Below are 14,040 nucleotides of genomic sequence, written 5' to 3'. Positions count from 1 at the left end.
GCCACCCGGAAACCTCTCTTGTTCGTCGTCCGCACGGGTGGAAACGTCGGCTCCCAGCTGAACCGACTGAGGAGGACGTGTGGAGTTGCGCAGCAACTTTGCGGCGAACAGTGCCCACGCGGTGACCCGGCGCGCACAGTGGGTCTCGCTCGGGATCGAGCCGGCGGACCTGGACCGTCCCAAGGTGGCGATCGTCAACACCTCGAACGATCTCGCCGCGTGCTTCGCGCACCTGGACGACATCGTCGCGATGCTCAAGGAGGAGCTCCGGTCGCTCGGGATGCTGCCCTTCGAGATCCGCACCGCGGCGCCGTCGGACTTCATCACCAGCGCCGGGCGGGGTGGCCGGTATGTGCTGCCCGCCCGAGACCTGATCGCCAATGACATCGAGGTGGTGGTCGAAGGCGCCCAGCTCGACGCCATGATCTGCCTGAGCTCCTGCGACAAGACCACCCCCGGGCACCTGATGGCCGCCGGCCGGATGAACGTGCCCACCGTGATCGTGCCCTGCGGCTATCAACGCAGCGGGCTCGCGGAGGGCGGCGAAGCAGACGTCGAGGAGGTGTTCCTCCGCGCCGCACAGCAAGCCCTGGGCAGCGGGAAGACCGACGAATCCCTGATCGACCTGGCCGACGGCGCGATCCGCAGCCCAGGTGTGTGCTCCGGCCTCGCGACCGCGAACTCCATGCACATGGCGGCGGAGGCACTCGGCATGGCGGTGACCGGTTCGGCTCCCGTCCGGGCGCTCAGCGACCGGATGTGGGACGGGGTCCGGCGTTCCGCGCGGGCCGTCGCGGACCTGATTGAGCGCGACATCCGCCCGCGGGACATCATCACCGCGGGTTCCATCACCAACGCGGTCCGGCTGATGCTTGCCGTCGGCGGGTCCATCAACACGGTCAAGCATCTGCAGGCCGTGGCCGTCGAGGCCGGGCTCGGCATCGACGTCTGGGAGACCTATCGGGTGCTCGGTCGCGAGACCCCGACGCTCTGCTCGATCCGCCCGAACGGCACCGACTTGATCGAGGATCTCGACGACGCCGGCGGGGCCGCCACGGTGCTGCGCGAGCTTCTCCCGCTGCTCGACGGCGACCAGCTGACCGTCGACGGGCACACTCTCGCGGAGAACGCCGAAGCGGCCCGTCCCGGCGACGGTACCGTCATCCGCGGCCTGGACGACCCGTTCTCGACCGACCCGTCGATCGTGGTGCTACGCGGCAGCCTCGCCGAGCAGGGGGCCGTCGTCAAGCGACCCATTCCCGATCCCGGCCCGCGCCGGTTTCGTGGACCCGCCAAGGTGTTCCACTCCCGCGAGGAAGGGGTGGCCGCCGTCGTGGAGAACAAGATCCAGGCGGGCGACGTCGCGATCATCCGTGGTATCGGCGTCACCGGCGGACCCGCGATGGGGATGATCTCCGCGTTCATCTTCGCCCTTGACGGCCGCGGTCTCGCCTCCGAGGTCGCCGTCGTCACCGACGGCCAGATGAGCGGGCTGGTCAACCACGGTATCGGCGTGGGCGAGGTCTCGCCCGAGGCCGCGGCCGGCGGCCCGCTCGGGCTGGTCGAGGACGGCGACCTGATCGAGATCGACCTCGCCGACGGCCGGATCGACCTGCTGGTCGACCCGGAAGTGCTGGCCACCCGGCCGCCGTTCACCCCGCAGCAGCAGGTCGAGACCACCGGGTTCCTCGACCAGTACCGCGCCACTGTCCAGCCGCTCGCCTGCGGCGCCGTCCTCGGCCCGCGTGCCGGCCTGACTCCAGGAGGGGTTCGATGACCGCCACCGTCCACGAGCCCTCGCGGGAGGTCCCGGTCATCGGCGAATACGACGTCGTGGTGGTCGGTGGAGGACCGGCCGGACTCATGGCGGCCACGGCCGCCTCTCGGGCGGGCCGGTCGACCTTGCTGGTCGAGCGCTACGGATTCCTGGGCGGTGCCGGCACGATGGGCGGCCTGTCCACCTTCTGCGGCCTGCACGCTCGCGTCCACGGCGACGACCGCCAGGTCATCCACGGTTACGCCGACGAGTTGCTGGACCGCCTGCGTACGCTCGACGGACTCAACGACGTCCACCTGACGGTTCAGGACCGCATCGCCGCGCAAGCGTTCGACATCTCCGCTTACAAGATCGCCGCCGATGAGCTGGTGCTCTCCGGAGGCGGGGAACTCCTCTTCCACGCGATGGCCGTTGGGCTCGTACTGCACGACGGACCGGACGGCGGCACCGAGATCGATGCGGTGATCGTCGAATCGAAGTCCGGGCGGGGCGCGATCCGCGGCCGGATCTTCATCGACGGCTCGGGTGACGCCGATCTCGCCCACTGGTCGGGTGCCCCGACCGAGACGTCGGAGCGGCTGCTGTACCCGTCGTTGATGTTCCGGATCAACGACGTCGACCCCGTGCGGGCCGGCGAGGCGTGGAAGACGGTTGCCCGGCTCATGGAAGAGGCGGAGACGGCCGGCACGCATCGCTTTCCGCGGAAGAAGCCGATCGTGCGGCCGCAGCGCAACCCGCGCGAATGGCGTTCGAACCTCACCCAGCTCAGCAACGACGACGGCTCGCCCGTGGACGGCACCGATGTCCACCAGCTCACCCACGGGGAGATCCAGGGCCGGCGGCAGGTGCGCGAGACCTTCGGCTTCATCAAGGCCGTCACCCCCGGGTTCGAGAACTCCTACGTCGTCGACATCGCCCCGCAGGTCGGGATCCGGGAGACCCGGCGCATCGTCGGCCCCTACCGGTTACGGGAGGAGGACATTCTCCACTGCGTGGACTTCCCGGACGCCATCGGGGTCAACGGTTGGCCGGTGGAGGCGCACGTCGAAGGCACCGTCGAGTTCCGTTTCCCGGTGGCCGAAGATTCGCGCGGTTTCAACCAGCTGCCCTTCCGGATGATCGTTCCGCAGGGTGTGGACAACCTGTACGTGGCAGGCAGATGCGCGTCCATGACACAGGGCGGCCAGTCCTCCGCGCGGGTGACCGGGCCGTGCTTCGCCATGGGTCAGGCGGCGGGCACCGCGGCCGACCTAGCGCTCTCGGCGAAGGTTCCGGTCGGAGAGATCGACGTCGCCGAACTTCAACGCCGTCTGATCGCCGAAGGTGCCTATCTTGGCACCGAGCTGGCACCCGACCCCCAGCCGGCCGGTGTCGCGTCACAGCAGTGAAGACCGACGGCCGGGCAGCATGAACAGTCGATGGAGGTGGCGATGCTTCTGACCGACGACGAGAAACGCATGCGGGACGGCGCGGAGGGCGCCGCGGTCGCGGCCGCCATGGATCTGCTCGTGCGGTACGGGGAGGCCTTGGGTGCGGAACGCCTCTGCGAGACGCGGAACGTCGCCGGAACGATGACGCAGCCGTCGCCGGCGAAGGCGAAACTCGTCGAGGAGGGCGGATGGGCGAAGGCGTTCGCCGTCATCAATCTCGACTGCGACGAGGACATCGACATTCCGCCGATGAAGGTGCCCACCTGCCAGCTGCAGCACGGCTTCGGTGCCGACGCCCGCGGCTTGACCGGTTATCCGGATGCGAGCATCGAGCTGCAGCGCGACGCTGAGGCGTACTACAGCGACAAGGGCGTCAACATCCTCGCGACCTGTACGCCCTACCAGGTGGGAAACCTGCCCGTCCGCGGTGAGCACTGCGCCTGGATGGAGTCCTCCGCGGTGGTGTACTGCAACTCGGTGCTCGGAGCGCGCACCAACTGTGAGGGAGCGGCGTCCACAGGCGCGGCGAGCCTGACCGGTCGCATCCCGTACTGGGGCAACCACATCCCTCAGAACCGCTTCGGCACCCATCTGATCCGCACCGACGTCGAGCTGACCACGTTCGCCGAATGGGGCTTGTTCGGGTACTTCGCCGGTGAGGCCGTCGGTGAAGGGCAACCCGTCGTCACCGGTAGCTGGAGCCAGCCGGACCTCGCCGACCTGAAGCACTTCGGTGCCGCCGCCGCGACCAGCGGAGGGGTGGAGCTGTACCACATCCCGGGCATCACCCCCGAGGCGAGAAGCGTCGAGGAGGCCTTCGCCAATCGTGCGCAACCGGATGCGATCGGCTACGGACCGCGCGAGCGACGGCAGGTCTACGAGCGACTCAACGATCAGGGAACCTCGACCGACGTCGACTTCGTGTTGCTCGGTTGTCCGCACGCGTCGCTGGAGCAGATCGAGGCGGTGGCGCGCCGCCTGAAGGATCAGAAGATCCATCCCGATGTCCAGTTGTGGATCATGACGCCTCCGGCGTTGCGCGCCGCCGCGGCGCGCAGCGGGTACGACCGGGTGATCAGCGCTGCCGGCGGCAGGCTGCTGACCGACTCCTGTCCGGCTATGTCCAAGGCGGCGCCGGACGGGACGCGGGTCTTCGTCTCTGACAGTGCCAAGCAGGTGCACTACCTGCCCGCCATCCTCGGCATTGAGGGCTGGTTCGGCACCCTGGACGAGTGCGTCGATGCGGCGATCACCGGCGTCTGGCGTGGGGAGCTCTCCCCGTGCTGACCTTCTCCGGACGAGGCATCGTGCCCGGCGTCGCCTCAGGGCCCGCCCTGGTCTCCACGGAGCCGATCTCCGGTTTCGGAGGGATCGATCCGGCCCGTGGGGTGGTGATCGAGCCACGGCACGAGCTGTTCGGGGAATGCTTCACCGGCACGGTGCTCGTCTTTCCGGGAGCGAAGGGGTCCTCCGGCTGGGCCGGCTTCTTCCAGAGCACCCGCCTGATGGGTACGGCGCCGTTGGCGATGGTCTTCACCACGGTGACCACGAAGGCGGTGCTGGGCGCCATCGTTACCCGGGTACCCACCGTCGTGGAGTGCGACCGGGACCCGACCTGCCTGATCCGCACCGGCGACCGGGTCCGGGTCGACGCGGACGCCGGTGTGGTCACCGTCCTCGGCGGGTCATGAGTGCTGTGCGAAAGTGGGCCTTGTCCTCTTGGTCGCGAGGCGGACCCCGATCACAGCGCTGAGGATGTAGCCGCTAAACCGGCCGATCGGAATCAGCCATCCGGTGGGCTCCCACCGGAAGTACGCGGGTGTGACCAGGTTGGCCGTCGTCGAGAGCACGCCGAGGACCGCGCCGGTCCTGCGGAGCAGACCCGTGTTGTGCGCCGCGACCGCTGTCGCTGCGGTGAAGGCTCCGTATGCCACGCCGTGGACCGGCCCTCCCGCGACGAACACGCGTCGTGTCGTTGCCAGAACCTCGTTGTCGGTACGGTCGTCCTTCGGCACGGTCAGGCTGGCTTGGAAAGCGGCTGATGTCGCAAGCGCGGCAACCGCGGCGCGTCCGGCGACCAAGACGGCACCGGTGAGCAACCGGGGATGCGTCCGATGCCGCGACGCGACTCGCGCCATGGTGACCACATACCGCGACTGCGCCAGGATTGACAGCGCCTGGCAGGCCACGTTGAAGCGAGCCGCCCGGGCGCTCCTGCGATAGTAGGTGCGGATGACCTCGGCCGACGAGCCCGGCGCTGGGAAGGGGTCCTTTGCGAGCCGGCCGGCGCCGGCGATTGCCGTTGTGAAAAGGAGTCCCGCTGCCGGGCCGGCGAGCCCGCCGACATCGCCTATGGCCGTCGACGACGGCGCTGGCGCCTTGGTGATCATGGTGTCGTCCTTTCGAATCGAGGAGCGCGTGCCTGCACATAGCTGGGCAGCTAGCCACGTCTTACCGCTGCCACCTTCGCCGGTCAGGGTCACGCGACGGTGATCGGTCAGTCGCACACGCAGCAGGTTCCGCACCAGGGCCCTGCTCGGGTGGCTGACGTCGGGGCTGGAGCTCGCGTAGTCGTGGTATGGCTGTGCCGAGGATGTCGATGGTCTCCGGCGTCCAGGCTTGCGACATCACCATCGCGACGTGATCGAATCCGAGTGCGGCCTGGGCTTCGACTCGGTGGACGAGGTCGTCGCTGGTCTCGCCTGGGGTGAGCCGGGTGGCGAGCGTCTTCTCGATCTCCTCGAACGGTCGGCCGAGGTCCGCACAATGCTGAGCCAGCACCGTGAGCTTGCGCCGTACGGTTTGGCCACCATCGGGGATGTCGAAGAGGTTGCAGGCGGCCGCGTACTCCGCCACCAGACGCAACGTCCGACGTTCGCCATCACCGCCGATCAGGATCGGGGGATGTGGAGCGCTGATCGGCAGTGGCCGGCCGACTGGTCGGGAGAGTCCGTAGTGTTTGCCTTCGAACGCGGACTCCTCGCCACGCCACATCTGTAGGGCGAGCTCGATGGTCTCCTCCAGCCGTTCGAATCGTTCGGCTACCGGAGGCATCGGTAGGCCCATGCGGTCGGCTTCCTCGCCGTGGTATCCGGCTCCGATGCCGAGCCAGGCCCGGCCGCCGGACAGCACATCCAGGCTGGTCACCGCCTTGATCATCAAAGCGGGCGGGCGGAACGTGACGGCGGTGACCATCGTGCCCAGCTTGATCCGCGCGGTCCGTGCCGCCAGAAAGCCGAGCGTGGTGTACGCCTCGAGCATGTCGGTGGCCTCAGCGGCCACCGTCGGATCCGCCTGGAGCAGATGGTCCGGAACCCAGAGCGTGTCGACGCCGGCCCGGTCGGCCGCCTCGGCGATGGCGATGAGGTTGTCCCGCAGCCCGGTTGGGCCATCGGGCCAGGTCTGATTGGTCAGGCTGATGCTGATCTTGACCCCCGTCATGGCTCAGCCCACCTTGGCCGGCCGCGACGGATCGATGTGCGCTCCGATCAGCGTCCGTTGATCATCGGTGCGGGTCGCCCGTGGCTCCGCGACGTGTGCTGCCGACATACATCTCCACCTGGGGCTCGTGCGGCGGATGGCCCTCGCCGTGTAATTCTAGAGTAACTCTAAGATTAGAGTTACCCTAATTATGTTGATAGGTTTGAACCGTGGGACTGCGGGAGCAGAAGAAGGAGCAGACCAGGGCGCGGCTGACCGAGACGGCGTGGCGTCTCGCCGCGGAGCGCGGGTTCGAGCGAGTCACAGTCGCCGAGATCGCGCGTGCCGCCGAGGTCTCCGAGGCCACCGTGTTCAACTACTTCCGGACCAAGGAGGACGTGTTCTACGCGCCACTTGAGGCGTTCGGCGATCGCCTGATCGAGGCGGTGCGCACCCGGCCCGCGGAGACCTCGCCGCTGGATGCGGTTCGCGACTTCCTGATGCAGAGTCATGGACTGCTAGGCCGACTCGAGCCGAACGAGGAGGAAGCCCGTGAGCGGCTGCACAGCATGGTGCGGGTGATCAGTGAGAGTCCCGCGTTGCTCGACCGAGAACAGCGGGCCTTCGCCCGCTATACCGAGGATCTCGCCACACTGCTCGCCGAGGAGGCCGGGGAAGGGGATCCTGTGGCCTCGGCCGTCGTTGCTCATGCGCTGATAGGGGTTCATCGCAGCCTCGTTGGCTATGTCCGGCAGCGTGTTCTGGCCGGAGCATCGCTGCCGCGGGTCGCTGACGAGGTCCGCGACCACTGCCGTCGATCCTTCTCCTTGCTGGAGTCCGGCCTCGGACGCTGACCCAGCGCCGGTGCCTAGTGCGTCGCACAAGCACTCGCGTGGGGTGGGGAAGTAATCGACGAAGCTCGGTAATGGTGCGCTTGGAGGCCGAGCGACGCGTCGATCGAGAACCGTCGGAGAGGCTTCACCCCACCGACGCCCCGACGCGCTCGTCCTCCGTGACGTCGTCTTCCGCTATTCACCTGCGCGCGACGGGTGAGTTTCACCATTTCCCGACACGATCACATGGCCGTCGTGGGTATGCACATCGTCAACGGTCTGCACAGGTTCCTGAAGGACGCCGAGTTCATTGCCATACTCCGGCGCTCGTCTTGCGGGGAGGAGCCGGCGATCCGCGGCTGAATCCTCATCGACTGCTCGAGCGACGGCGACCTCGCCCACTGGCCAGGTGCGCTGGCCGAGACATCGGGGTAGCCGCTCTACCCGTCGCTGATGTTCCTCGACGGGTCATGACCGGAAGCAGCGCCGCCGCCGACCTCGCGCGCCAGGCTCCATACCAGACACCTGCGCCGTAGGCCAGATCGTCAAGCCGCTTGGCGACGGCGAACCGCGCCGGGTCCAGATCGGGCCGTAGCCGCGCGTACTCCCAGACCGCATCGGCGACCGCGGCCACGGCGACGACCCGTCGCACCCGCGCGGAGCGCAGCGCCGCGAGCGCGAAGGCGGGCCACGAGTGACGTACGGCGAGTGCGAATCCCTGAGCGGTCGCCCAGGTGAACCCGTAGCCGGCGAGCCGCGCGGCGAGCGCATGCGGGTGCTCGGTCCGGCCGACGCGGCGGGCGATGCGCAGCGCGGTCGCGGCGGTGACGGTGCCGGCGACCGGGATCGACCAGCGACGCTGAGCGGCGAGGGCCACCAGCACGGTGGCGGTCCAGGGGGAGAGCACGGCGGGCGCGGCGAGGCCCGGGTGCCGCCTCGCCAGCGTCGCCGCGCCGGTGCCGTAGAAGAACTTGCGGCCGAGCCAGGCACGCGCTGATCCTCGATGCTCGTGTTCGACCACGGACTGCGGCTCGTACCGCACCCGCCATCCTTCGGCGACGAGGCGCCACACCAGATCGACGTCCTCGGCCACCCGCAGCCCCGCCCCGAAGCCGCTGCCCAGCGCGGCCGTGCGTGCTAGCAGGCAGGTCGTGGAGACCCAGGCCATCGGTGAGTGCGGCTGGACCAGGGACGCGTCGGCACCGTGGTCGAGGGACGACCGGGCACTCTCGTAGCGCAGGATCCAGTTCGGATCCGGCGCCGTCAGTCCGGCGACGCGGGGGGCGACCGCGGCGAGCCGACGGTCGGCGAAGTGCCGCAGCAGCAGCGCGACGGCGCCCGGGCGGAGCACGGCGTCGGTGTCGGTGAAGAGCACGAACGGGGTCGTCACCAGCGCCAGTCCGGCGTTGCGCGCACCGCCCGGACCGCGGTTCTCCTCCAGCCGGACCAGTTCCGCCTTGTTGCGGTAGGTGACGTCGGCGATCTCCGACGCCTCTGCTGGGCACGCGTCGTCGACGACGATGACCCGAACGTGACCGAGATCGTCCCGAATGCTGCGCAGCAGCCGGTCGAGCTGCCGCGAACGCCCGTACGCTGGGATCACGACGGTGATCTCCGCGACGTCCCCGGGTGGGAGTGATTCGGGCGACGGGTCGGCGAGGCCGGCCTCGATCAGATACTCGGCGAGCGCGCGAGTCGCGGCGTCGGTGACCGTCAGGCTGCCGCCCTGGATCTGCTCCGCCACCGTCGGCCGGAGCCGGCTGACGCGCGCGGGCACGCCGCCGAACAGCACCGCGCCACCGTCGGTGACGTGCGTATGCCGGTTCAGTCGCAGCACCGCGCCGTCGGGCAGACCTGCATCAGCTCCACGGTCACCCGCCGACATGGGTCACCTCAGTGGAGCCGGTTCGTTGTGATGAGTCGGCTCGTCGTGCGACGGCTCGTCGTGCGACGGTTCGCCGCCAGGCGGTGTCGATCATGGAGTCGAGCAGGCGCGCACCCTCCGCGGCGGACGCGCCGTGCGGGTCACCGAGCACACCGTTGGCGGCGACGGCGGCCACACCGCCACGGCGCAACGCGGGAAGGATCTCGCTCAACGGTTGCAGGTTGCCGGCCTCCGCGCGGTCGAGCAGCACACGTTCGGGTGCCAGATGCAGCATCAGGGAGGTCTCAAGCCGGCCGGCGTGCGCGTCGAGAACGCGTGGCACCGTCACGTCGGGTGTGGCGGGCTCCGTCGCAGGGGATGTGGGCGGTGCCGGTCCGTCGTCTGCCTGCGTGTCGTCGTCGGCGATGAGGCAGGGCGTCCAGACGGCGTCGCGGCCCTCGGACACTAGCCGCCGGACGGCGCGGTCGAGGGCGTCGACATTCCCGCCGTGGCCGTTGACGATCACCAGCCGCTCGGCCCAGCGGCATATCGAACGGCCGTACTCGATCAGCAGGAACTCGAGCGCGTCGCGCCCCAGTGAGACCGTCCCGGCGAACTGCTCGTGCTCGCCGCTGGCTCCATACGCCATCGGCGGGGCGACGACGCTGTCGGTGCCGTCCGCGGTGATCCGCTCCGCCAGGCCGCACGCGACGGCCGTCGCGATGACGGTGTCGGTGTCGAGCGGAAGGTGCGGTCCGTGTTGCTCGGTGGAGCCGAGCGGAAGCACGACGACGGGTCGGCCGACGTCCGGCCACGGCCGATCGGCCAGCCACTTCTCGGGTCGTGTTCGCGCTCCGCGACGTTCCTCGCCGGCGCTCGGATACGCCGCGGAGCCCGCGTCTACGCTCGGCCGCGACTGCCGGACCGGTTGGCCTTGGGGGGACATCGCCGCGGTCAACCGGTCACCGCACCGGCCGGGGCATCGTCGGCGATCTCGCCACTGCCGCGGGCGGTGCCGTCGCCGAGCCGCAGGAAGAAGCCCTCGGGTATCACCAGATCCTCGGCGCCGAGCTCGGTGACCGAGCTGTGTCCCAGGCCGAGAACGGCCGAGTCCAGGCCGCTGCGCAGCAGGTCCAGGACGTTCTCGACGCCGGCTTGCCCGTTGGCGGCGAGGCCCCAGAGGTAGGCCCGGCCGATCATCACGGCCCGTGCACCGAGGGCGAGCGCCTTGGCGACGTCGCTGCCGCGGCGCACCCCGCCGTCGAGCAGGACCTCGACCTGATCGCCGACGGCCTCGGCGATCCCTGGGAGCACCCTGATGGCCGCGGGGGTGGTGTCCAGGTTGTTCCCTCCGTGGTTGGACACGGACACGGCGGTGACGCCGATATCGGCCGCCCGCTTGGCGTCGTCGATGCGCGTGACCCCCTTGAGCAGGAAAGGGCCGTCCCACTGCTCGCGCAGCCAGGCGACATCCTCCCAGGTGGGCGGCGTCGTCGTCATCCACTCGTGGTAGGCGCCGAAGAAGGTCGGCGCCTCGCCCCCGGGTGGTCGCAGGTTGGGGACGGTGAGATCGGGCAGCTTGCGCGTCTTGAGGTAGGCGAGTAACCACCCGGGCCGGCGCAGCGCCTGCGGCGCGAAGCGGGCGGCCACCTTCGCTGTGATCTTCTCGGGGATCCACGGGCTGCCCCAATCGCGGCCGTTGGAGAAGGACCAGTCGAGGGTGGCGATGAGTCCGCACGCGCCGGCCGCACGGGCGCGTTCCATGCGCTGCAGCATCGCCTCGCGCGTCCCGGACCAGTACATCTGGAACAGGGTGCGCGGATTGGCCGCGATGACCTCCTCCACCGGCTTGGACGCGAACGAGCTCAGGCCCATGATGGTGCCCCGGTTGGCGGCCGCGCGGGCGACGGCGACCTCGCCGTCGGGGTGGACGGCCTGGACACCGGTCGGCGAGATCAGCACCGGCAGCTCGGTCGGGATCCCCATGACGGTGGTGGACAGGTCGCGCTTGGCCTGGTGGCCGACGACGTGCGGGGCGAGCCCCAGGTGGGCGAAGGCTTCCTGGTTGTCGGCGAGGGTGACCCCCTTCTCGCTTCCGGCGATGAGGGCGCCGTAGACCGACCGTGGCAGCCGCCGCTGCGCCCGTCGCTGCGCATGGGCGACCGTCTCGAACCAGCCGCCCGCCATCAGCGCGCCTCGCTCGGTTCGAATCCGGCGAGTGGGCTCTCCTGGCAGGCCGAGACGGGTGGCGCGGCGACGTCCTCGCGGCGGCGGACCAGGGTGATCGGCACCGGACCCGGACGGGGACCCTGTCGGGCCGAGGGTGGGGTGGTGCGATGCGAATGGTCTCCGGTCGGCCTCGGGAGGGCGGCGTCGTCGTCGGCGCGTCGTCGGAGGGCGTCCTCACCGAACCCGCGCACACACTCCGGGTCGGGGCCGTCCAGCGGCAGACCGGTGAAGAACTTGGCCGCCATGCATCCGCCCTTGCAGCTGTCGTAGAACTGGCAGGACGAGCACGCCCCGCCGTGCTGGGGCGTACGGAGCCGGCCGAACAGCTCGGACTTGCGCCATACCCGCTCGAAACCGCCTGGATCGCGGACGTTTCCGGCGAGGAACTCGTCGTGGATGGCGAAGGGGCAGGCGTAGACGTCGCCCACCGGGTCGATCAGGCAGACGACGCGGCCGGCGCCGCACAGGTTCAGGCCGGGCAGGGCCTGGCCGTACGCGGACAGGTGGAAGAACGAGTCACCGGTCAGGACGTTCTCGCCGTGGGCGACCAGCCAGTCATACAGCTCACGTTGCTGCTCCTGGGTGGGGTGCAGCTCGTCCCACACGTCGACGGCGCGACCGGAGGGCCGCAGCCGGGTCAGCCGCAGCTGCGCACCGTAACGGTCGGCGAGCGCCTTGAACTCGTCGAGTTGCGGGATGTTCTGCCGGGTGCACACGACGGAGATCTTGAAGTCGCTCATCCCGGCGTCGGACAGGTTCTGCATCGCCCGCAGCGCCATGTCGTAGGAGCGGCCGCCGCGCACCGCGTCGTTGACGTCCGCCGTCGCGCCGTCGAGAGAGATCTGCACGTCGACGTAGTCGTTGGCGGCGAGGCGCTCGGCGGCTCGGCGGGTGATCTTCACCCCGTTGGTGGAGAACTTCACGCCCACGTGGTGTGCGGTGGCGTAGTCGAGCAACTCCCAGAAATCGCCGCGCACCGTGGGCTCCCCGCCGCCGATGTTGACGTAGAAGACCTGCATGCGCTCGAGCTCGTCGATGATCGCCTTGCACTCGTCCGTGCTGAGTTCGCGGGGATCGCGGCGTCCGGATGCCGACAGGCAGTGCACGCATGCCAGGTTGCACGCGTAGGTGAGCTCCCAGGTCAGGCAGATCGGTGCGTCCAGGCCGGACTCGAAGTGATCGACCAGGCGCATCGGCCCCTGGTGGGTGGTCGGCTGGCGTTCGGCGGTCAGTTGAGCCGTCATTGGCTGCTCCTCCCATCGCGGCCACCGGCGGTGGTGACCACTGAAAGCCGCCCGCCCCGGCGGCTGACGTGATGGCACCACATTAATGGCACTGAGTGCCGTTGGGAACCGGTGCGTCGTTCCGATCATGCATTGCACCAGTTCCGGCGGATGCCGGAACAGGATCTCTTCTGCTGGATGGAAGACGCGCTGCGCGGTGCTGAGTGGGCTGCTGACATCGACGGCATGCGAGACGTTCACGGCAAGGTCGCCGTCATCACCGGAGGCTCCAGCGGCATCGGGCGGGGGATCGCGCTGGCGTTCGCCCGAGCCGGCATGCGGGTGGTCGTCACCGGACGGCGTGCGGAACACCTGAAGGAGACCGCGGAGGAATTCGCCCAGCATGGATGGGACGTCGACGCGCGACGCGTGGACGTCACCGACCTGGCGGCGATGCGGGAGGCCGCCGACGACATCGAGCTTCGGCACGGGCGGATCGATGTCCTGGTCAACAACGCCGGCATCGGCCTCACCGGGCCGGTCGCCGACGCCACCAGCAGCGATTGGGACTGGGTGATCGACGTGAACATCCGCGGCGTCGGCCACGGCATCCAGGCGTTCCTCCCCAAGATCCGCGCGCACGGCAACGGCGGGCACATCGTCAACACGTCGTCGATGGGCGGCCTGCTGCCGATCGTCGCCGGCCTGTACTCGATGACCAAGGCAGCCGTCATCGCGCTCTCCGAGGCGTTGCACATCGAGTTGCAGCAGGAGGGGATCGGCGTGTCCGCGTACTGCCCCGGTCCCACGCACAGCAACATCGCCGTCGGGACCGCGGACCGGCCCGCGAAATACGCCGGCTCGGGTTATGCCGCACCCGACCCGGCCCGGGCCGAGTTCGCCAAGCAGCAGCCGTACATGTCCGCGGAGGAGGCCGGCGAGCGGGTGCTGGACGGGATGCGCCGTGGTGACCTGTTCATCCTGACCCATCCGGAGTTCGCCGACGGGGTGGCGGCGCGGCACGCGACGATCGAGGCCGCCTTCCCCGACGAGCCGATCGACACCGAGCGCGCCGCCGCGATCCCGTTCCTGCTGTCCTCCCCCGTCTACGCCCCGCCACCCATCGATCCCGCGAGCCCTAAATGAGGCTCTTCTGACTTATCCGTGGGTGGGTTGAGCGTGTCATAGCAGCGCACGCCGTTCTTTCCGGCCTAGGTTTTTGATTGTCGAAGATCAAAACTAGGTGTGGGAGAACGGCGTGCGT

General features: G+C 69.4%; 12 protein-coding genes. 6 read left to right on the top strand and 6 right to left on the bottom strand.

Translation table 11 applies throughout. The annotated features are described in order from the left end of the window. Positions 1 to 79: 79 nt before the first annotated feature. From G1H10_RS12890 to G1H10_RS12875, 4 genes are read left to right on the top strand one after another with little or no spacing between them, the layout of a single operon-like run. The gene (locus G1H10_RS12890; RefSeq protein WP_216853218.1) at positions 80 to 1,777 is read left to right on the top strand and encodes a dihydroxy-acid dehydratase; all 1,698 of its coding nucleotides are present in this window, start codon (positions 80 to 82) and stop codon (positions 1,775 to 1,777) included. Beyond that, the gene (locus G1H10_RS12885) at positions 1,774 to 3,165 is read left to right on the top strand and encodes an FAD-dependent oxidoreductase (protein WP_163738052.1); all 1,392 of its coding nucleotides are present in this window, start codon (positions 1,774 to 1,776) and stop codon (positions 3,163 to 3,165) included. Before G1H10_RS12890 ends, G1H10_RS12885 begins: the two co-directional genes overlap by 4 nt. Positions 3,166 to 3,207: 42 nt before the next feature. Beyond that, complete coding sequence (locus G1H10_RS12880) at positions 3,208 to 4,494, top strand: aconitase X (RefSeq protein WP_163738049.1); 1,287 nt, start codon at positions 3,208 to 3,210, stop codon at positions 4,492 to 4,494. Beyond that, positions 4,488 to 4,898, top strand: coding sequence for an aconitase X swivel domain-containing protein (locus tag G1H10_RS12875; protein ID WP_163738046.1), 411 nt, complete (start codon positions 4,488 to 4,490; stop codon positions 4,896 to 4,898). Before G1H10_RS12880 ends, G1H10_RS12875 begins: the two co-directional genes overlap by 7 nt. Here G1H10_RS12875 and G1H10_RS12870 read toward each other — a convergent pair. Next, positions 4,893 to 5,690, bottom strand: a complete 798-nt coding sequence (locus G1H10_RS12870) for a hypothetical protein (protein ID WP_163738043.1) — start codon at positions 5,688 to 5,690, stop codon at positions 4,893 to 4,895. The genes G1H10_RS12875 and G1H10_RS12870 overlap by 6 nt on opposite strands. Beyond that, positions 5,659 to 6,648, bottom strand: a complete 990-nt coding sequence (locus G1H10_RS12865) for a TIGR03560 family F420-dependent LLM class oxidoreductase (RefSeq protein WP_163738040.1) — start codon at positions 6,646 to 6,648, stop codon at positions 5,659 to 5,661. The genes G1H10_RS12870 and G1H10_RS12865 overlap by 32 nt, the downstream gene beginning before the upstream one ends. Before the next feature lie 209 nt (positions 6,649 to 6,857). Here G1H10_RS12865 and G1H10_RS12860 point away from each other — a divergent pair, with 209 nt between their 5' ends. Beyond that, positions 6,858 to 7,481 (top strand): TetR/AcrR family transcriptional regulator, encoded by a 624-nt coding sequence (locus G1H10_RS12860; RefSeq protein WP_163738038.1) that lies wholly within the window; start codon positions 6,858 to 6,860, stop codon positions 7,479 to 7,481. Between the two features lie 346 nt (positions 7,482 to 7,827). On the opposite strand, the gene mftF is transcribed toward G1H10_RS12860, so the two are convergent. Genes mftF through mftC form a run of 4 tightly spaced genes read right to left on the bottom strand, consistent with a single transcriptional unit; the run spans position 7,828 to position 12,797 of the window. After that, positions 7,828 to 9,345 carry a mycofactocin biosynthesis glycosyltransferase MftF gene (gene mftF, locus G1H10_RS12855; protein WP_163738035.1) on the bottom strand — a complete coding sequence of 506 codons (1,518 nt, stop codon included), beginning with the start codon at positions 9,343 to 9,345 and terminating at the stop codon, positions 7,828 to 7,830. Then, positions 9,332 to 10,270 carry a mycofactocin biosynthesis peptidyl-dipeptidase MftE gene (gene mftE, locus G1H10_RS12850; protein ID WP_163738032.1) on the bottom strand — a complete coding sequence of 313 codons (939 nt, stop codon included), beginning with the start codon at positions 10,268 to 10,270 and terminating at the stop codon, positions 9,332 to 9,334. The genes mftF and mftE overlap by 14 nt, the downstream gene beginning before the upstream one ends. Before the next feature lie 8 nt (positions 10,271 to 10,278). Continuing rightward, positions 10,279 to 11,511, bottom strand: coding sequence for a pre-mycofactocin synthase MftD (mftD, locus tag G1H10_RS12845; RefSeq protein WP_163738030.1), 1,233 nt, complete (start codon positions 11,509 to 11,511; stop codon positions 10,279 to 10,281). After that, complete coding sequence (gene mftC, locus G1H10_RS12840) at positions 11,511 to 12,797, bottom strand: mycofactocin radical SAM maturase (RefSeq protein WP_163738025.1); 1,287 nt, start codon at positions 12,795 to 12,797, stop codon at positions 11,511 to 11,513. The genes mftD and mftC overlap by 1 nt, the downstream gene beginning before the upstream one ends. A gap of 150 nt (positions 12,798 to 12,947) precedes the next feature. On the opposite strand from mftC, the gene G1H10_RS12835 reads away from it, so the two are divergent. Further along, complete coding sequence (locus tag G1H10_RS12835) at positions 12,948 to 13,922, top strand: SDR family NAD(P)-dependent oxidoreductase (protein WP_216853217.1); 975 nt, start codon at positions 12,948 to 12,950, stop codon at positions 13,920 to 13,922. Positions 13,923 to 14,040: the final 118 nt, after the last annotated feature.

This window comes from Phytoactinopolyspora halotolerans (assembly GCF_010550675.1).
In the GTDB taxonomy this organism is placed as follows: domain Bacteria; phylum Actinomycetota; class Actinomycetes; order Jiangellales; family Jiangellaceae; genus Phytoactinopolyspora; species Phytoactinopolyspora halotolerans.
This window is presented reverse-complemented; position numbering and strand designations above follow the sequence as displayed.

Excerpts from the sequence above, each read along its gene's own strand:
- G1H10_RS12885 (WP_163738052.1), top strand. The coding sequence starts at position 1,774 with ATGACCGCCACCGTCCACGAGCCCTCGCGGGAGGTCCCGGTCATCGGC.
- G1H10_RS12880 (WP_163738049.1), top strand. The coding sequence starts at position 3,208 with ATGCTTCTGACCGACGACGAGAAACGCATGCGGGACGGCGCGGAGGGC.
- G1H10_RS12865 (WP_163738040.1), bottom strand. The coding sequence starts at position 6,648 with ATGACGGGGGTCAAGATCAGCATCAGCCTGACCAATCAGACCTGGCCC.
- mftF (WP_163738035.1), bottom strand. The coding sequence starts at position 9,345 with ATGTCGGCGGGTGACCGTGGAGCTGATGCAGGTCTGCCCGACGGCGCG.
- mftE (WP_163738032.1), bottom strand. The coding sequence starts at position 10,270 with ATGTCCCCCCAAGGCCAACCGGTCCGGCAGTCGCGGCCGAGCGTAGAC.
- mftD (WP_163738030.1), bottom strand. The coding sequence starts at position 11,511 with ATGGCGGGCGGCTGGTTCGAGACGGTCGCCCATGCGCAGCGACGGGCG.
- mftC (WP_163738025.1), bottom strand. The coding sequence starts at position 12,797 with ATGACGGCTCAACTGACCGCCGAACGCCAGCCGACCACCCACCAGGGG.
- G1H10_RS12835 (WP_216853217.1), top strand. The coding sequence starts at position 12,948 with ATGCCGGAACAGGATCTCTTCTGCTGGATGGAAGACGCGCTGCGCGGT.